Origin of the sequence: Streptomyces sp. NPDC126510, from assembly GCF_040302345.1 — a bacterium.
Lineage (GTDB): Bacteria > Actinomycetota > Actinomycetes > Streptomycetales > Streptomycetaceae > Streptomyces.
The window spans coordinates 64,976-83,712 of sequence record NZ_JBEORR010000031.1; the positions used below are offsets into that span (position 1 = coordinate 64,976).

The 18,737-nt window shown below is 71.8% G+C and carries 11 protein-coding genes; 6 read left to right on the top strand and 5 right to left on the bottom strand.

From position 1 onward, the window contains the following. Nucleotides 1-33: 33 nt before the first annotated feature. The 5 genes from ABTX60_RS33730 (at nucleotide 34) to ABTX60_RS33750 (ending at nucleotide 8,614) form a co-directional block, all read left to right on the top strand. On the top strand, nucleotides 34-1,074 hold the full coding sequence (locus tag ABTX60_RS33730) for a LacI family DNA-binding transcriptional regulator (RefSeq protein ID WP_352100824.1): 1,041 nt from the start codon (nucleotides 34-36) through the stop codon (nucleotides 1,072-1,074). Further along, nucleotides 1,071-3,056, top strand: coding sequence for a beta-galactosidase (locus ABTX60_RS33735; RefSeq protein ID WP_352100825.1), 1,986 nt, complete (start codon nucleotides 1,071-1,073; stop codon nucleotides 3,054-3,056). Before ABTX60_RS33730 ends, ABTX60_RS33735 begins: the two co-directional genes overlap by 4 nt. Nucleotides 3,057-3,084: 28 nt before the next feature. Further along, nucleotides 3,085-5,220, top strand: a complete 2,136-nt coding sequence (locus tag ABTX60_RS33740; RefSeq protein ID WP_352100826.1) for an alpha-galactosidase — start codon at nucleotides 3,085-3,087, stop codon at nucleotides 5,218-5,220. Between the two features lie 18 nt (nucleotides 5,221-5,238). Next, complete coding sequence (locus tag ABTX60_RS33745; protein ID WP_352100827.1) at nucleotides 5,239-6,750, top strand: glycoside hydrolase family 43 protein; 1,512 nt, start codon at nucleotides 5,239-5,241, stop codon at nucleotides 6,748-6,750. A gap of 100 nt (nucleotides 6,751-6,850) precedes the next feature. Further along, the gene (locus tag ABTX60_RS33750; protein WP_352100828.1) at nucleotides 6,851-8,614 is read left to right on the top strand and encodes a cellulase family glycosylhydrolase; all 1,764 of its coding nucleotides are present in this window, start codon (nucleotides 6,851-6,853) and stop codon (nucleotides 8,612-8,614) included. A 51-nt stretch (nucleotides 8,615-8,665) separates the two neighbouring features. Here ABTX60_RS33750 and ABTX60_RS33755 read toward each other — a convergent pair whose 3' ends face one another. After that, entirely contained in the window at nucleotides 8,666-9,730 is a 1,065-nt protein-coding gene (locus ABTX60_RS33755; RefSeq protein ID WP_502992444.1) for a LacI family DNA-binding transcriptional regulator, read from the bottom strand. A 227-nt stretch (nucleotides 9,731-9,957) separates the two neighbouring features. On the opposite strand from ABTX60_RS33755, the gene ABTX60_RS33760 reads away from it, so the two are divergent. Then, on the top strand, nucleotides 9,958-12,993 hold the full coding sequence (locus tag ABTX60_RS33760) for a glycoside hydrolase family 2 TIM barrel-domain containing protein (protein ID WP_352100829.1): 3,036 nt from the start codon (nucleotides 9,958-9,960) through the stop codon (nucleotides 12,991-12,993). Between the two features lie 49 nt (nucleotides 12,994-13,042). On the opposite strand, the gene ABTX60_RS33765 is transcribed toward ABTX60_RS33760, so the two are convergent. The 4 genes from ABTX60_RS33765 to ABTX60_RS33780 all read right to left on the bottom strand — a co-directional run bounded on the left by ABTX60_RS33765 (nucleotide 13,043) and on the right by ABTX60_RS33780 (nucleotide 18,726). Next, a complete protein-coding gene (locus tag ABTX60_RS33765) occupies nucleotides 13,043-15,412 on the bottom strand; it encodes a glycoside hydrolase family 95 protein (protein ID WP_352100830.1) in 2,370 nt (789 codons plus the stop codon). Between the two features lie 220 nt (nucleotides 15,413-15,632). After that, nucleotides 15,633-16,637, bottom strand: a complete 1,005-nt coding sequence (locus ABTX60_RS33770; RefSeq protein ID WP_352100831.1) for an aldo/keto reductase — start codon at nucleotides 16,635-16,637, stop codon at nucleotides 15,633-15,635. Next, the gene (locus ABTX60_RS33775; protein ID WP_352100832.1) at nucleotides 16,634-17,392 is read right to left on the bottom strand and encodes an SDR family NAD(P)-dependent oxidoreductase; all 759 of its coding nucleotides are present in this window, start codon (nucleotides 17,390-17,392) and stop codon (nucleotides 16,634-16,636) included. The genes ABTX60_RS33770 and ABTX60_RS33775 overlap by 4 nt, the downstream gene beginning before the upstream one ends. Continuing rightward, complete coding sequence (locus ABTX60_RS33780) at nucleotides 17,389-18,726, bottom strand: L-fuconate dehydratase (RefSeq protein ID WP_352100833.1); 1,338 nt, start codon at nucleotides 18,724-18,726, stop codon at nucleotides 17,389-17,391. Before ABTX60_RS33780 ends, ABTX60_RS33775 begins: the two co-directional genes overlap by 4 nt. Between the last annotated feature and the right edge of the window lie 11 nt (nucleotides 18,727-18,737).

Sequence of the window (18,737 nt, forward strand, 5' to 3'; positions counted from 1 at the left end):
CCCCCACACACCCAGGAAGGACCCGCGGACAGCATGGTGACCATCGCCGATGTGGCACGACACGCGGGCGTCTCGTCCAGCACCGTCAGTTACGCGCTCAACGGCAAGCGTCCGATCTCCGACGCGACCCGGCTGCGCGTCCAGCGTTCCGTGGCCGCGCTCGGCTACCACCCCAACGCCGGCGCCCGTGCCCTGGCGGGCCGCCGCTCGCACATCATCGCCCTCGCGGTGCCGCTGCGCACCGACGTGTACGTCCCGATCATGATGGAGATCGCCGTCTCGGTCACCACGGCGGCCCGCCTGCACGGCTACGACGTCCTGCTGGTCACCAGTGACGAGGGCCCCGAGGGAGTGCGCCGGGTCGCGGCGAGCGGCCTCGCGGACGGTGTGATCCTCATGGACGTCGTACTGGACGACAGGCGCCTGCCCGCGCTGCGGGCCGAGGGCACGCAGGCCGTGCTCATCGGCCTGCCCGACGATCCGCGCGGACTGTCCTGCGTCGACCACGACTTCGCCTCCGCCGGGGCACTGTGCGCTGACCACCTCGCGGACCTCGGTCACCGGCACGTCGCCTTCGTCGGCTACGCGGCGGGTGTCTACGAGCGCCACGCCGGATACGCGGAACGCACCCTGGCGGGGTTCCGCGACCGCGCGGAGAGCCGCGGCCTGCGGTTTCTGCACCGTCCGTGCGACGGCACCTACGAAGGCACCGCCGGAACCCTCGCCCGCGTCCTGGCCGACCGGCCCGACACCACGGGTTTCGTGGTGCAGAACGAGGGGGCGATCGGCCCGCTTCTGGGCCTGTTGCGCATCAGTGGGCGTGCGGTCCCCGAGGACGCCTCGGTGGTCGCGCTGTGCCCTGAGCAGTTGGCCGAACAGCACGCGCCCCTGCTCACCGCCGTCTCCGGACCGGCGCCCGAACTCGGCCGGGTGGCGGTCGAGCAGCTGATGCGCCGGCTCGACGCCGCGGCGCGCGGCGAGCCGCCGAAGGACGAACGGTTGCTGCTTTCGCCGCTTCTGACCGTGCGCCAGAGCACCACTCTCGCCAAGTCGATCCACCGGGAGGGCCCATGACCTCGTTCAGTCTCACCGACCGTCTGGGCGGACTCGCCTTCGGCGGCGACTACAACCCGGAGCAGTGGGACGAACCGGTCTGGAAGGAGGACGACGAGCTGATGCGCCGGGCCAGGGTCAACCTGGCCACCGTCGGTGTCTTCTCCTGGGCCCTGCTGGAACCCGAGGAGGGGCGCTACGACTTCGCCTGGCTCGACGCCCACATCGACCGCCTGCACGCGAACGGCGTGGCCGTCGACCTGGCCACCCCCACCGCCTCCCCGCCGCCCTGGTTCACCCTGGCCCACCCGGACGCGCTGACCGTACGGCCTGACGGCACCCGCCTCACCCACGGCAGCCGGGACACCTACTGCCTGACCGCTCCCGCGTACCGGAACGCGGCCCGCCGGATCGCCGGGGCCCTCGCGGAGCGCTACGGCGACCACCCCGCCCTCGCGCTGTGGCACGTGCACAACGAGTACGCCACGCTGTGCTACTGCGACCACACGGCGGCAGCGTTCCGGGTGTGGCTGCGCGCCCGACACGGATCGCTGGACGCCCTCAACGAGGCGTGGGGGACGGCCTTCTGGAGCCAGCGCTACGGCTCCTGGGAGCAGGTGCTGCCGCCGCGCGCGACCAACTGGCACGGGAACCCCGGCCAGCACCTCGACTTCCGCCGCTTCTGGTCCGACGAGGTGATCGCCGCCTACCGCGAGCAGCGCGAGGCGATCCGCGCGCACAGCGACCGCCCGGTGACGACCAACCTCATGCTGCCCGCCTACCAGAACATGGATCTGTGGGCCCTCGCCCGCGAGCTCGATGTGGTCAGCTCCGACCAGTACCCGAGCGCTCCGGGTCTGGGTGCCGCCGCCGACGCCGCCTTCCACGCCGACCGCGCCCGCTCACTGGGCGGCGGACGGCCGTGGCTGCTGATGGAGCAGGGCACCAGCACGGTGTACGACCGGGACCGGGTCCTCGCCAAGGACCCCGGGGACGTCCTGCGCCACACTCTCGGCCACATCGCGCGCGGTTCGGAGGGCGCCCTCTTCTTCCAGTGGCGGCAGTCCCGGGCCGGCGCCGAGACATGGCACTCGGCGATGGTGCCGCACGCGGGGCCCGACAGCCGCATCTTCCGCGAGGTCGTACAGACCGGCGAGGCGGTCGCCCGGCTCGGCGAGCTGGCGGGGTCGACGGTCGCCGGGTCGGTGGCCGTCCTGCACGACGCGGACGCGTGGTGGGCACTCGGCGTGGACGGCCTGCCCTCGGCGGGCCTCGACTACCACGCGGCACTCGGGCGGGCCCACCGCGCTCTGTGGGACGCCGGCGTCACGGTCGACTTCGCCCACCCCGAACACGATCTGGGTCGCTACCCGCTCGTCATCGCACCGGCACTCTTCCTCCTCTCCGATGACGCAGCCGAGAACCTGCGCCGCTACGTCGCCGACGGCGGAACGCTTCTGGTGCAGCACGCGAGCGGATACGTCGACGACCGCCTGCACGCCCGTCTCGGCGGGTATCCGGCCCCTCCGCTGCGCGAGGCCCTGGGCATCCGCGTCGAGGAGTACCGGCCGCTGCGGCAAGACGAGCGGGTCACCCTGTCGGACGGGTCGCACGGCACCGTGTGGAGCGAGTCCCTGCGCAGCGCCGGTGCGCAGCCGCTCGCCGCCTACACCCACGGCATGCTCGCCGGCAGCCCGGCGCTCACCCGTCGCCGCTTCGGCGCCGGACAGGGCTGGTACCTCTCGACCCGTCTCGACGACGCCGACTACACGGCCCTGGTCGCCCGGCTCCTCGACGAGGCGGGCGTGGGCCCCGAGATGCAGGGCCTGCCTCCCCGGGTCGAGGCCGTGACCCGGCACGCCCCGGACGGCCGCCGCTGGCGCTTCCTGATCAACCACCGAACCGAAGCCGTGCCCCTGCCCGAGCCCGCCCACGACCTGCTCACGGCAGCCCCGGTGTCCGAACTGCCGCCCGGCGGCTGCGTCGTGCTCCGCATCGCCTGAACCCCGCCGACCGACCGGAAAGGCAACCATGACCAGCGCACCGCAGATCCTCCGATGGGGCCACCGGGCCCTGGAGGTCGAGATCGGCGTCGCCGAGGACGGCATCGCCCGCCTCACGCGGATCGGCCGCCCCGGCGGCACGCCTCCCGAGCGGCGCACCTGGCCTCCGCTGCCACTGGTGGAGGTGACGGCCGCGGGCCACGGCCGCGCCTGGTCGGGCGGGCGCCTCATCGACACCTCCCTCGGCGCGCGTCTGCGGTACCGCGAGCACCGAGTGACGGGCGACGGCGAGTGGCACGTGCTCACGGTCCGGCTTCACGACCCCGAGACCGGTCTCGCCGCGGAGGTCACCTACCGCTCACCGGACGGCGTGCCCGTGCTGCGCGCCGAAGTGGCCCTGCGCAACGACGGGGAGACCATGCTCCACCTGGAGTCGGTCTCCTCTCTCGTCGTGGGCGCTCTCGCCGACGGGCCGGAGGCCATCGAGGCGGCGGACCTGCTGTGGGCCGAGAACGACTGGGTCGCCGAATGCCGGTGGCAGCGACGGCCGATGCGGGTGACCTCACCGGTCCTGGACGACCGCGTCGTCTACGACAACGGCAAGGGCGAGTTCACGCGGACCGGGCGGGGCGTGTGGTCCAGCTGCGGCCGACTACCCATGGGCGGCCTGACCGACCGGGGCACGGGCCGTACCTGGCTGTGGCAGATCGAGCACAACGGCGGCGGCTGGCACTGGGCGTGCGGCGAACGCGACACGCTGGCCTACCTGGCCCTGTTCGGCCCGAACGACACCCACCACGGCTGGCGGCATCCGCTGGAGCCCGGCGCGGAGTTCGCCGCCGTACCGGTCGCGCTCGCCTGCGGCGACGACGGCGGCCCGGACGAGGCGTTCGCCGCGCTCACCCGCTACCGGCGCGTCCTCCGCCGCCCGCACCAGGACCACCAGAGGCTTCCCGTCATCTTCAACGACTACATGAACTGCCTGATGGGCGACCCCACGACCGAGAAGCTGCTGCCGCTGATCGACGCGGCCGCCGACGCGGGGGCGGAGTACTTCGTCATCGACGCCGGCTGGTACGACGGCGAGAACGGCGGCTGGTGGGACAGCGTGGGCGCCTGGGAGCCCGCCGCCTCGCGTTTCCCCGGCGAGCGCGGGATCCACGAGGTGCTGGACCGCATCCGGGAGCGCGGCATGGTCCCCGGTCTGTGGCTGGAGCCTGAGGTGATCGGCGTCCGCAGCCCCATGGCCAAGTCCCTCCCGGACGAGGCGTTCTTCCGCCGGGACGGTGTCCGCGTCACGGAGACCGGCCGGCACCACCTCGACCTGCGCCACCCCGCCGCCCGCGCCCACTTGGACCAGGTCGTGGACCGACTGGTCGGCGAGTGGGGCGTCGGCTACCTCAAACTCGACCACAACATCGACCCGGGCTCCGGTACCAGTGCCCACCCCGGGGAAACACCGGGCGCCGGCCTGCTCGGTCACAACCGGGCGCACCTCGACTGGCTCGACGCCATCCTGGACCGCTTTCCGCAGCTGGTGGTGGAGAACTGCTCGTCCGGCGGCATGCGCTGGGACTACGCGCTGCTGTCCCGGCTGCAACTGCAGTCCACCAGTGATCAGCAGAATCTTCAGCTGTACGCGCCCATCGCCGCCTCCGCCCCGACCGCGGTCACCCCCGAGCAGGGCGCCGTCTGGGCCTACCCGCTGCCGCAGGACTCCTTGGACGAAGTGGCCTTCACCATGGCCAACGCCCTCCTCGGCCGCATCCATCTGTCGGGTCTGCTGCCGGACCTGCGGCCCGAGGCCCTCGCCCTCGTGCACGAGGCCGTCAGCGTGTACAAGGCCATCCGCGCCGACCTGGCCCGGGCCGTCCCCACCTGGCCACTCGGACTGCCGGCCTGGGACGACCCGTGGCTCGCCCTCGCACTGCACACCCCCGAAACCACCTACCTCACGGTCTGGCGCCGCCCCGGCGCCGAAGCCACCACCCGTCTCGCCCTGCCGCACCTCCGGGGCTCCGCGGCCCACCCGGACGTGCTCTACCCCACCGCGAGCCGGGCCGACGTCGCCTGGGACCCCGACACCGCCGACCTCACGCTGACGCTGCCCACGACTCCCTCCGCAGTACTGCTCCGCCTCGACAGCACGTCGACCAACCGCTGAACAGAAGGATTTGACCGAGTGTCAGAGAAGCAGCTCCCCCAGACCGTCGTGGCCAACCCCGTCATCCCCGGACTCCATCCGGACCCCAGCGTGTGCCGTGTGGGTGACGACTACTACCTGGTGTGCTCCAGCTTCGAGTACTTCCCCGGCATCCCCGTCTTCCACAGTCGCGATCTGGTGCACTGGAAACAGATCGGCAACGCCCTGGACCGGCCCAGCCAGCTCCGCCTGACCACGGACACGGCGTCCTCCGGTGGCATCTACGCCCCCACGCTGCGCCACCACGACGGCCGTTTCTGGCTGATCGTCACCAACGTGGCCAAGGGTGAGGGGAACCTGCTGTTCTCCGCCACCGATCCGGCCGGGCCCTGGTCCGAGCCGGTGCGGCTGTCGGGGATCGGGGGCATCGACCCGGACCTCGCCTGGGACGAGGACGGCACCTGCTGGTGCACGACCGCCGGGGTCTCGCAGGTGCGCATCGACCCGTCCACCGGAGAGACGCTCGGCGAGCCGCAACCGCTCTGGTCCGGCGGCGTCGACGCGATGGCCCCGGAGGCACCGCACCTGTACCGCATCGGCGCGTACTGGTACCTGCTCATCGCCGAGGGCGGCACCGAGCGCGGTCACGCCGTCTCGATCGCCCGCGGGACGTCTCCCTCCGGCCCGTTCGAGCCGTGCCCGCACAACCCGTTCCTGACCCACCGCGGCACCAACCGGCCTGTTCAGAACACCGGACACGCGGATCTGCTCCAGGCGCCCGACGGCTCGTGGTGGATGGTGCTGCTCGCCGTCCGGCCTCGGGGCGGCACGCCGGGCTGGCACGTGCTGGGCCGTGAGACGTTCCTGGCGCCGGTGGAGTGGGTGGACGGATGGCCGGTCGTCGGCGAGGTGCCGTCCGAACTGCCCGCGCCGGCCTGGCCGCTCGTCCCCGTGCCCGCCGAGCCCGTCCGTGACGACTTCGACCTCAGTGAGCTACGACCGCAGTGGATCTCCGTGCGGGACCGTCTCGTGGAGCACTGCACCACCAAGGAACGCTCCGGCTGGCTGACCCTGCGCGCCCGCGGCGCCTCGCTCGACGAACGGGACGTCGTGTTCGTCGGTCGCCGTCAGCAACACCTGGCGTGCGGCGCGCGGACCCGTGTCGACCCGGCGGAGGGCCGCGGCGGCCTCGCGGTCCGCCTGGACGAGGAGCACCACTACGAGATCGAGGCGTCCGCAGGAGAGGTGCGGGTGCTCGCCCGGGTGGGACCCCTGCGCACCGTCGTGGCGTCACGGTCCGTGCCCGCCGGGCCCGTGGTCCTCGGCCTTCGCGTCTCCCCCACGACTCCGCGGGACGCCCGCACCGGGCCGGACACCCTCACGTTCGGCGTCGAGGAGCCGGACGGCACGTTCACCGAGCTCGGCGCCCTCGACGGCCGCTACCTGTCGACCGAGGTGGCAGGCGGCTTCACCGGCCGGGTCATCGGCCTGTACGCCGCGGCCGGCACGGTCCACTTCGACTGGTTCGACTACGAGCCCCTCGGCTCCTGACCCGGCGCCCGGACTCCGCCGGAACCGCTCTTCCTCGACCACCTGAACGCACCATCCCCCCACGGGCGGGCCTCGCCCGGCTGACAGAGAAGGGTCACACATGAAGAGATCGCACCACCTCACCGACCGCCGCAGTCGCGGCCCGGGCCGTGTGCTCGGCCTCCTGCTGGCGCTGGTCACCATGATCGGGGTGACCAGCACCGCGGCCTTCGCCGCACCCGACCGTCAGGGCTCGCTCCCGATACGGCTCCCGAAGCTCGCCGCCACGCCGATGGAGACGGTGGCCGCGATGCAGCCCAGCTGGAACCTGGGCAACACCCTGGACGCCATTCCCGACGAGACGTCCTGGGGCAACCCGAAGGCCACCAAGGCCGTGTTCGACACCATCAAAGCGCAGGGCTTCCGCAGCGTCCGTATCCCCGTCACCTGGACCGACCACCAGTCCTCCACGGCCCCGTACACGATCGACGCGACGTGGATGAACCGCGTCAAGGAAGTCGTCGACATGGCCCTGGCCGACGGTCTGTACGTCGTGATCAACGTGCATCACGACTCGTGGCAGTGGATCGCCGACATGCCCACCGACCATGACGGCGTCCTGGCCCGCTTCAAGGCCAGCTGGACCCAGATCGCCGCGAAGTTCAGAAACTACCCGCCGAGCCTGCTGTTCGAGAGCAACAACGAGCCGCAGTTCAACAACACGACCGACGCCCAGGGCATCCAGTACAACAGCGAGCTGAACACCGCGTTCCACACCGTGGTACGCCAGTCCGGGGGCAACAACGCGACCCGGCTGCTCGTCCTGCCCACCCTGCACACCAATTCCGGCCAGGCGTTCCTGGACGCCCTGGCCGGCGAGATGAAGGCGCTGAACGACAAGAATCTCGTGGCCACCGTGCACTACTACGGCTACTACCCCTTCAGCGTGAACGTCGCGGGCGGCACCACGTTCGACGCCACCTCGCAGAAGGACATGAGCGACAACTTCTCCAGGATCCGTGCCACCCTCACGTCCAAGGGCATCCCCGTCTACCTCGGTGAGTACGGCCTGCTGCAGTTCCCCGACTCCAACCACCCCACCCGCATCGAGCGGGGCGAGGCGCTGAAGTTCTACGAGCAGCTCGGCTACAACGCCCGCACCGCCGGTGTGACCACGGCCCTGTGGGACGCGGGAAGCTGGAACTACCTGAACCGCACCACCCTCCAGTGGTCCGACCCCGCGCTGTTCGCCGCGATCAAGTCCAGCTGGACCACCCGCTCGGGAACCGCGTCCTCGGACCGGATCTACCTGGCGAAGTCGAGCGCCATCGCGGCCAGGACGCTCACGCTGAACCCGAACGGCACCACCTTCCGGGGCCTCTGGCAGGGCAACACCCCACTCGTCCGGGGCCGGGACTACACCGTCTCCGGCAACCAGCTGACCCTCACGGCCTCCGCCCTCACCAGACTGGCCGGCAACCGCGCCTACGGGATCAACGCGACGATCCAGGCCCGTTTCTCCGCCGGCGTTCCCTGGAACATCTACGTGACCACGTACGACAGGCCGGTGCTCTCGGGCGCGAGCGGCAACACCTCCGACGGGCTCGGCATCCCCACCCAGTTCCGCGGTGACCAGCTGGCGACCATGGAGTCCAAGTACGCCGACGGCAGTGCCGCCGGTAACACCGACTGGACCCCGTATCAGGAGTTCAACGGCGCCTTCTCCCCCAACTACTCAGGCAACACCCTCACCCTGACCCCCGCCTACCTCAACGCCCTGCGTGACGGTACGCAGGTCACGCTCACCTTCCACTTCTGGAGCGGCGCGACCGTGACGTACCGCGTGACCAAGAGCGGAGGCTCGGTGACGGGAACCGTCGCCTGACCGTGTCCCCCTCGCCCCGGGTGCCGTCCTGGCACCCGGGGTTCGGTTCCCTCAGCTCTTGGGCGGCGCCGTGCTCTCCCGGACGGTGAGCGTGGTCGCGATCTCCAGTCCGACCTGGGGCACGTCCTCCCCACGTCCCAGGGCCAGCGCCAGTTCGGTGGCGGCCACGGCCATGTCGGCGAGGGGCTGGTGGACCGTGGTCAGGGGCGGGTCGACCCAGGCCACGGCCGGTACGTCGTCGAAACCCACCACGCTCAGGTCCTCCGGGATGCTCAGTCCCAGCTCGCGCGCCGCCTGGTAGACGCCGAGGGCCTGCATGTCGTTGGCGGTGAAGACGGCGGTCGGGCGATCGTCCCGGGAGAGCAGGTCGCGGGCCGCGATGCAGCCGTCCTCGCGGGTGAGCAGGGTCTTGACCATCAGATTCGGGTCCACCGGCAGACCGGCCTCGGCGAGTGCCGAGACATAGCCGGAGGACCGCGCCAGACAGAAAGGATGGTCAGGCCCGGTGATCATGGCGATGCGCCGGTGCCCCAGATCGATCAGGTGCCGGGTCGCGGCCTGGCCTCCCCGCCAGTTGGTCGCACCCACGAACGGCACGTCGTCGGGGAGTTCCCCGTTCGGATCGAACACGACGAACGGGATGCCCTTCGCCTTCAGCTGGTCCCGCTCGTCCTCCGCCAGCCACGCCACCGACAGGACACACTGCGGGCGCCGCCCTACGGTCTCGTCGATGGTCCGGGCCGGTGTGTCGTGAAGACCGAACTCCGAGACCAGGACACCGACCTTGTTCCTGCGGGCCGCCCGTTCCACCCCCCGGATGATCTCCACGGCCCACATGCTCTCCAGCTCGCGGAACACGAGCTCCACGAGGTTGCTGCGGTTCTTCGGCGGCTTGCGGTAGCCGTACCGCTGGATCAGTTCCTCGATGCGGGACCGGGTCTCGTCGGACACACCGGACCGGCCGTTGAGCACCTTCGACACGGTGGGGACGGAGACGCCGGCGGACTCGGCGATGTACGCGATGGTGACGGCCGCCGGCCCACCACCGCCCGTGCGCTGTTCTTCCGACTCTTCCGTCTCTTCCGTGGAAGGCGCTTCTGATCGGTTGTCCGGCACGTTGCCTTTCCCATCCCTCGCCCAGTGAGGCCGTCATTCCGGCACCCCCCGCGAGACCCCGGGGAGTCACGAAAGCATACCCGGGACTTTCGCAATCGGCAGGAGTCCGGGAACACACCACTGAGACTCGCTTGACCAGGCACGAAGCCGATCACAACGCCTCCCGCACGGCACCTTCGACACCACGGCCGCTCGCGATACTTTCGCGACGCGTAAAAAGGAGCGTTATGCCCCCGCGTTACTTCGAGGCACTCTCCCCCGGCTACGGCAGGACGAGCCCCCGATCCGCCTTCTCCTCGAACGCCCCGAGGATCGACCTGAACGGCCAATGGGCCTTCCGGTTCTCGCCCACCGGACTCGACGAGACGGACGGCTTCGAACTTCCCGCTTTCCACGACGGGGATTGGGACCGGCTGCCCGTCCCCGCCCACTGGCAGTTGCACGGCTACGGCAAGCCCGTGTACCTGAACATCCCCCACCCCATCCCCCTGGACCCCCCGTACGTCCCCGACGAGAACCCGACCGGTGATTACCGCCGTGTCTTCGACCTGCCCGAGACGTGGACCGGAACGCCCGCCGTGGTGCGTTTCGAGGGCGTGGAGTCCTGCGCGCGGGTCTGGCTCAACGGCGTGGAGCTCGGCGTGACCCTGGGCAGCCGCCTGGCCGCCGAGTTCGACGTGACCGACGCGCTGCGGCCCGGACGCAACGTGCTGGCCGTGCGGGTTCACCAGTACTCGTCGGGCACGTACCTGGAGGACCAGGACACCTGGCGGCTGGCGGGGATCATCCGGGACGTGTCCCTGCTGGCCCGCCCGGCCGACGGCATCCGGGACGTGTTCGTGCACGCCGACTACGACGTGGCGACCGGCGCGGGCCGGCTGCGGATCGACGTGGACACGGACGCGGAAGCCACGGTCAGCATCCCCGCGTTCGGGGTCACGGACGCCTCCGTCACCGACACGTTCACGTTCGACGGGGTACGGCCGTGGAGCGCGGAGGACCCCCACCTCTACGACGCCGTGGTCACGACGCGCGGCGAGGTGGCCGGCCTGCGCATCGGCTTCCGCACGGTCGCCGTCACCGACTCCGGCATCCTGACCGTCAACGGCCGCCGGGTGGTCCTGCGCGGTGTCAACCGGCACGAGTTCCATCCCGACCGCGGCCGCTGCGTCACCGTCGACGACATGCGTGACGACGTGCTGTCGATGAAGCGGCACAACATCAACGCCGTACGCACCTCGCACTATCCGCCCCACCCGGCGTTCCTCGATCTGTGCGACGAGTACGGCCTGTGGGTGATGCTCGAATGCGACCTGGAGACCCACGGGTTCGAGATGACGAAGCCGGAACCCTGGCTGGGCAACCCGTCCGACGACCCCCCTTGGCGTGAGGCGTATCTGGACCGTGCCGAGCGGACCGTGGAACGCGACAAGAACCACGCCAGCGTCATCTCCTGGTCGCTGGGCAACGAGGCCGGCGACGGCCGCAACCTCGAAGCGATGGCTGTCTGGATCCGCGAGCGGGACCCGTCCCGGCCCATCCACTACGAGGGCGACCGCTTGGCCCGCTACGTCGACCTCTACGGCGAGATGTACCGCACGCCGGCCGACGTCAGCCGCATCGGCCGGGGTCTGCTGCGGCCGGGCGAGAAGTTCTACCCCGCCACCGACGGCGAAGGCGACCCGGCGGACGAGCCGCGCAACCGTATGCCGTTCCTCTACACGGAGTTCGCCCACGCGATGGGCAACGGCCCCGGCGCACTGGCCGAGTACATGCGGCTGTGCGACCGGTACCCGCGGGTCCAGGGCGGGTTCGTGTGGGAGTGGAAGGACCAGGGCCTGCGCACCACCGACGACCAGGGCCGTGCGTTCTTCGCCTACGGGGGTGACTTCGGGGAGGAGGTGCACGACGGCAACTTCATCTGCGACGGACTTGCCTTCCCGGACGGCACCCCGTCGCCGGGCCTGCTGGAGTACCAAAAGGTCGTCGAGCCCGTCGCCATCGGCCCCGGCAGCACCCCCGGCCGGCTCCGCGTGCACAACCGCTACGACATCGTCGACCTGTCGCATCTGCGGTTCACCTGGTCACTCGCCCGGGACGGCGTCCTGGTCGACGAGGGCACGCTTACGACGCCGGACCTCGGCGCCGGGGAGGAGACCGAGATCCCCCTCCCGTCCACGGCCACGAACGGCTACGGCGACGGCGAGTGCTGGCTGACCGTCCAGGCGGAGCTGGCCAAGCCCGCCGTATGGGCTCCCGAGGGGCACGTGGTGGCCTGGGGCCAGGTCCCGTTGCCGCCCTCCGGCGGCGAGGCGGTCCGCGCGGTACTGGGCACCGGGCTGCAGGCCGCCGAGTGCGAGGGCGCGCAGATCCTTCTCGGCCCGGCCCGTTTCGACCGGCGCACCGGACGTCTGCTCGGCCTCGGGGACCACGCGTTCGACGGGCCGCGGCTGTCCCTGTGGCGGGCGCCGACCGACAACGACCGCGCCTGGGCCCAGCGCGACGCCATGTACTGGGAGGCACGCGGCCTCCAGCGGCTGCGCCATCGGACGGTGTCCGCCGACCCGGACGCGGAGGGTCTGACCGTCGTGGTGCGCAGTGCCGCCTCCGCTTCGGACTGCGGTTACCTCACCACGTACCGCTGGGAGACGGACGGGCAGCGCCTGCGGGTGCGCGTCCACACCGAGCCGGTCGGCCACTGGCCCGAGAGGGACGACCACTTCCGGGAGTCGATGGTGGAAGCGGACCTGCCGCCGGATCAGTACGCGGAACTCGTCCGCCGGAACAAGGCGCCCTCCCTCGCCCGCATCGGCCTGCACTGGGAACTGCCCGGGGAGTGGTCCCGGGTCGGCTGGTTCGGAGCGGGACCGGGTGAGGCCTACCCCGACTCCCGGCAGGCGGCCCGGGTCGGCCGCTTCCGGGCGAGTGTCGACGAGCTGCAGACCCCGTACGTGCGCCCACAGGACAACGGCAACCGGGCCGATGTGCGCTGGGCCGAGATCGTCGACGAGCGGGGCACGGGCCTGCGCGTCGAGGGGGCCGAGCTGTTCAACCTGGCGGCTCGCAGGTGGAGCGACCGGCACCTGGCCGAAGCGCGGCATCAGACCGACCTGACTCCCGGGCCGACCGTGCACCTGCACACCGACCACGTCGTGCAGGGCCTGGGTTCCGGCGCCGTCGGACCGGGTGTCCTGCCCGGGTACCGGCTCGAAGTCGGCCCCGCCGATTTCACGTTCGTGCTCACCGCGCTGTCGGCCGAGTGAGAGACGGCCGGCTCCTGGCGTCCGTGAACGCGGGGAGCCGGCCGCCCCTTCAGTAACGCAGGTGGTGCACGGCTGCGCGCACCGCCGTGAACTCGGCGAGGACGAAGCCTCCCTCCAGCACGGTCCACCGCGTCTCGACACTGTCGAAACGGTCGTCGGTGACATCCGGGGGTGGGACGGACGCGGGCAGACGGACGCGGTACTCGCCGGGGCGCGGGAGATGCAGACGAGCGCGCGTGAGCCGGCCCTGCTGCCAGTCGAGGTCGACGGTGACGCCACCGCGGGCACGCAGGCCGCGGACGGTGCCGCTGGGCCAGGCGTCCGGCAGCGCGGGCAGCAACCGCAGTTCGCCGGTATGGCTCTGCAGCAGCATCTCGGCGACGGCGGCCGTGGCGCCGAAGTTGCCGTCGATCTGGAAGAGCTCCGGTGGGTGCAGGTCGAAGAGGTTGTCGGAGGTGGAGTCGGCCAGGAGCCCGCGCAGGCTCCGGTGGGCGAGGGCGCCGTCGCCCAGGCGGGCGGCGAGCGCTACCACCCAGGCGAGGCTCCAGCCGGTGCCCCCTCCCCCGTGCGCCAGCCTGAGGTCGAGTGCTGCCCGGGCGGCGTCGAGCAGCTCCGGGGTGCGCTCCGCGTCGATCCGGTCACCGGGGTACAGGCCGTAGAGGTGGGAGAGGTGTCGGTGGCCCGGGTCCTCGGGCACGGCGTCGTGACGCCACTCGGCGAGGGGCTGTCCGGGACGGAACGGCAGCGGGGGCAGCCGTCGCCGGGCGCTGTCCAGGGCGTCGGCGAGCGGGTCGGCGAGGCCCAGCTCCTCGATCGCGCCGAGGCAGTTGCCGAACAGCTCCTCGATGAGCCACAGGTCCATGGTGACGGCGGCGGTGGTCGCGACGAGCGCCGGTCCGTCCGGTGTCTCCACCTGGAAGCGGTGCTCGGGCGAGGTGGAGGGGCAGGTGACCAGGTGACCATCGGCGTCCTCGACGAGGAAGTCGAGCAGGAAGACGGCGGCCTCGCGCATCACCGGCCAGGCCCGGTCGGCGAGGAAGGCGCGGTCCCCGGTGAAGCGGTAGTGCTCCCACAGGTGGGCGCACAGCCAGGCGCCCGCCAGCGGCCAGTTGGCCCACTGGGGGCCGCCCTGGACCGGGTTGGTGCCGCGCCAGATGTCGACGTTGTGGTGCGCGGTCCAGCCGCCGCAGCGGTAGTAGGCCCGGGCGGTGCGGCGCCCTGCTGTGGCGAGGTCGGTGATCAGGTCGAACAGCGGCTCGTGGCATTCGGGCAGACCGGTGGTCTCGGCGTGCCAGTAGTTCATCTGGAGGTTGATGTTGGTGGTCCAGTCGGACTGCCAGGGCGGTTGGACCTCGGTGTTCCAGATGCCCTGGAGGTTCGCCGGCTGGGTGCCGGGGCGGGAGGAGGCGATGAGCAGGTAGCGGCCGTAGGCGAAGAACAGGGCGGTCAGGCCCGGGTCGTCCGCGCCGGAACGGACGGCGGCGAGGCGTTCGTCGGTGGGCAGGGCTTCGAGCGCCGGGTCGTGGCCGAGGCTGAGGACGGTCCGGTCGTGCAGGGTGCGGTGGTCCGCGATGTGCTCGGCCCGCAGACGGTCGTACGGAACCTCGGCGGCGGCGTCGAGCAGCCCGGCCACCTGGGCCTCGGGGCCCGAGTCCGGACCCACGGGCACGCGGTCCCAGCCCCGGAAGCCGGTGGCGGCGGCGACCAGGACGGTGGCCCTGGTGGCACCGGTCAGTCGCAGACCGCCGGTCTCCGGGTCGGGGGTGAGGGTGCCGTCGTCGGGGACGATGTGCAGGGCCGCCGCGAATCCGGTTCCGGCGTCGCCGGCGTAACGGACGGCGTCGGAACCGGTGGCCTGGAACGCCACGTCGGTGGGGGCCCGTCCTGAGACCACCGCGCCCGGTTCCGCGCCGGGGTGAGCGGATTCCAGGCGGGCGGTGAAGGAGAGCGCGCCGGGTGTGTCACACGTCAGCCGGACGACGAGAACGCCGGCCGTGGCGGAGACGAACAGCTCGCGGGTGTGGCGTACGCCGTCGGCGTTGTAGGTCACCGAGCAGACCGCCTCCGCGAGGTCCAAATCCCTTTGGTACTCGGTGACTTCGCTGCCGTGTCCGAAGTCGAGGAGCAGTGCGCCGAGGGGCTGGTACGCCTGGGTGTCGGGGCCCTGCATGAGCTCGGCGAGTTCCTCGGCGCGCACATGGTCGTGGTCGTCGAGCACCGCCCGGCGCAGTGCGTCGAGGTGCTGCGCGGCGCCTCGGTCGTTGCGGTCGGCCGGGCCGCCCGACCACAGCGTGTCGACGTTGAGGTCGACGCGCTCATGGGCGGCGCCGCCGGGCACCAAGGCTCCGAGGGAGCCGTTTCCCAGAGGCAGCGATTGCGGGAAGCCGTCGGCGGGGCGTCGGTACCAGAGTTTCAGCATGCGCGGAATCCGAGAGTGAGGCTGACAGGGCGGGCGTGGAGCTCGTAGCGGGACTGTACGCGGGGACCGCAGGAGTGGCTGCCGGTGCCATGCCAGTCCCGCGGGCGCGGTGCGGGTGGCACGAGGAGCAGGTGTGCATGCCCTCGCCCCGGTCCGGGGTACACGGAACCGTAGGGTGCCCGCCGGTGCGCTCGTGCGCCGGGCGGGGCGCCCCTGATGACTACTTCTCCGACGGCGTGGCGGCGGGAGTCGGCGTGTCCGGCGCCAGCAGACCCTCGGCGCGCAGCTCGTCCCAGAGGGCGGCCGGGACCGGGTGCCGCAGCTGGTCCACGGTGTCGCGCACCTCCTCGGCGGAGCGGGCCCCGGTCAGGACGCTCGCGACCGCGGGGTGGCCGTGGGGGAAGTGCAGGGCGGCACTGCGCAGGGGCACGCCGTGGCGTTCGGCGACGGCCTTCAGCCGCAGCGCGCGGTCGAGCACCGGTTGCGGGGCGGGCGCGTAGTCGTACATCGCGCCGGGCTCCGGGGCGATCAACAGCCCCGAGTTGAACACCCCGCCGATGATGACGCTCCTGCCGCGAGCGGCGGCCTCCGGCAGCATCTCGGCGAGCGCCTCCTGTTCGAGGAGGGTGTAACGGCCGGCGAGCAGGACGACGTCGATGCCGGTCTCCCGCAGGAAGCGGGCGGGCAGCGCGCACTGGTTCATCCCGACGCCGATCGCCCCGATCACCCCTTCGTCGCGCAGCCGCTCCAGCGCCGGGTACGCCTCGCGCAACGCCTGGTCGGCGTGGTCGTCGGGGTCGTGCAGCAGGGCCACGTCGACGCGGTCGAGGCCGAGGCGTTGCAGGCTCGCTTCCAGGGATCGCAGCACCCCGTCGGCGCTGAAGTCCCAGACGCGCCGGTGGGTGTCGGACACGGCGAAGCCGTTCGCCAGGTCGTCGCCCCTGCCGCCCTGCGGGTTGGGCTCCAGCAGTCGCCCGACCTTGGTGGAAACGGTGTACGTGTCCCGGGGGCGGTCGCGCAGTGCCGCGCCCAGGCGGCGCTCGGACAGGCCCAGCCCGTAGTGGGGTGCGGTGTCGAAGGTGCGGATGCCCGCGTCCCAGGCGGCGTCCACGGCGGCGCAGGCCGCCTCGTCGGCGATGGGGCGGAAGAGGTTGCCGATGCCCGCGGCCCCGAACGACAGCTCGGTGACCCGGACACCGGTGCTGCCCAGTGTCGCCGTCTTCATGAGCCGGCCGCCGGGCGGAGCCTGAGCCCCTGCATGCCGCCGTCGACGGCGAGGGAGGTCCCGGTCACGGAAGCGGCGGCCGGTGACGCCAGGTAGACGATGGCCGCGGCGACCTCCTCCGGGGTGACCAGGCGGCCCATCGGCTGACGGGCGTTCAGCGCGGCGCGTTCCGCCTGGGGGTCGTCGGCGGCGTCCAGGAGCCGCGCCACCCAGGGCGTGTCGGCAGTCCCTGGGTTGACGCAGTTGACGCGGATGCCTTCGCGGACGTGGTCGGCGGCCATGGCGAGGGTCAGCGACAGGACCGCGCCCTTGCTGGCGCAATAGAGGGCGCGCTGCGGCAGGCCCGCCGTGGCGCCGATCGAGCAGGTGTTGACGATCGCCGCGTGCGTCGAGCGCCGCAGATGCGGCAGGGCGGCGCGGCTGGTGCGCACGATGCCGAGGACGTTGACGTCCATGACGCGGTGCCAGTCTTCGTCGGTGTTGTCCTCGATGGTGCCGACGGCTCCGATGCCGGCGTTGTTGACGAGGATGTCGAGACCGCCCAGGTGTGAGGCCGCTTCCTCCACGGCGAGGCGGACCGAGGGGTCGTCGCGGACGTCGGCCTTGACGGGGTACAGCGGTTCGGGCACGCCGGACGGTTCGAGGTCGAGCACGGCCACCGTCGCGCCCCGTCCGGCCAGCGCGCGTGCGGTGGCGAGCCCGATGCCGGACGCCCCGCCGGTGACGAGGGCCCTGAGTCCTGACAGTTCGGTCATGTGTCACTCTCCTGCCGGGCGCGGTCGGCGACCCAGAAAGTTCCGTCCGGGAAGTGGTAGGCGGCGATGGACTGCTCGCGCATGGTGGCGGAGAAGCCCGGAGCGAGGGGGGCTGTGTAGTGCCCGTCCCGCATGACCACAGGCGCGTCGAAGTGCTGGTGGAGGTGGTCGACGTACTCGATGGCCCGGTCCTCGGTGGTTCCGGACAGGGCGAGGTAGTCGAACATGGACAGGTGCTGTACGAGCTCGCACAGTCCCACGCCGCCGGCGTGCGGGCACACCGGCACCCCGAACTTCGCGGCGAGCAGCAGGATCGCCAGGTTCTCGTTCACCCCGCCGACCCGGGCCGCGTCGATCTGCAGCACGTCGATGGCACCGGCCTGGAGGAGCTGCTTGAACACGACGCGGTTCTGCACGTGTTCGCCGGTGGCGACCTTGACGGGGCCGACGGCCCGGCGTACGGCGGCGTGTCCGAGGATGTCGTCGGGGCTGGTGGGCTCCTCGATCCAGTACGGCTTGAACTCGGCGAGCGCGTTGATCCATTCGATCGCCTCGTCCACGCCCCACCGCTGGTTGGCGTCGACGGCGATGCGGATGCCGTCGCCCACGGCCGCGCGGGCGGTGCGCAGGCGCCGGATGTCGTCACCGAGGTCGGCCCCGACCTTGAGCTTGATCTGCGTGAACCCGTCGTCGACCGCCTGCTCGGCCAGCCGGGTGAGCTTGTCGTCCGGGTACCCGAGCCAGCCCGGGGACGTGGTGTAGCCCGGGTAGCCGCGCTCCAGCAGGGTCGCCTCGCGGTCGGCGAGCCCCGCACGGCCCTTGTGCAGGAGGGCGAGGGCCTCGTCGGGGGTGAGAGCGTCGGTGAGGTACCGGAAGTCGACCTGCGAGACGAGCCACTCGGGTTCGGCGTGGGCGAGCAGGTGCCACAGCGGCCGGCCGGCGCGCTTGGCGGCCAGGTCCCACACGGCGTTGACCACGGCGCCGATGGCCATGTGCATCACGCCCTTCTCGGGGCCGAGCCAGCGGAGCTGGCTGTCGCCGATCAGATCGCGGCTGAGCGAGCCCGGGTCGTCGCAGAGCTCCGCGACGGAACGTCCCACGACATGGTGCCGCAGGGCGTCGATCGCGGCGACCTGCACGTCGTTGCCGCGGCCGATGGTGAAGGTGAAACCGTGGCCTTCCGGGCCCTCCGCGGCATCGGTGCGCAGCACCACGTAGGCGGCGGAGTAGTCGGGGTCCGGGTTCATCGCGTCGGAGCCGTCCAGTTCCCGCGAGGTGGGGAAGCGCACGTCGTACGTGTCGAGCGCGGTGATCCGGGCTGCGGTGGCGGTCACGGGCGGGCCTT

Coding starts and splice junctions, on each gene's coding strand:
- ABTX60_RS33730 (WP_352100824.1), top strand. CDS start 34: ATGGTGACCATCGCCGATGTGGCACGACACGCGGGCGTCTCGTCCAGC.
- ABTX60_RS33735 (WP_352100825.1), top strand. CDS start 1,071: ATGACCTCGTTCAGTCTCACCGACCGTCTGGGCGGACTCGCCTTCGGC.
- ABTX60_RS33740 (WP_352100826.1), top strand. CDS start 3,085: ATGACCAGCGCACCGCAGATCCTCCGATGGGGCCACCGGGCCCTGGAG.
- ABTX60_RS33750 (WP_352100828.1), top strand. CDS start 6,851: ATGAAGAGATCGCACCACCTCACCGACCGCCGCAGTCGCGGCCCGGGC.
- ABTX60_RS33760 (WP_352100829.1), top strand. CDS start 9,958: ATGCCCCCGCGTTACTTCGAGGCACTCTCCCCCGGCTACGGCAGGACG.
- ABTX60_RS33765 (WP_352100830.1), bottom strand. CDS start 15,412: ATGCTGAAACTCTGGTACCGACGCCCCGCCGACGGCTTCCCGCAATCG.
- ABTX60_RS33770 (WP_352100831.1), bottom strand. CDS start 16,637: ATGAAGACGGCGACACTGGGCAGCACCGGTGTCCGGGTCACCGAGCTG.
- ABTX60_RS33775 (WP_352100832.1), bottom strand. CDS start 17,392: ATGACCGAACTGTCAGGACTCAGGGCCCTCGTCACCGGCGGGGCGTCC.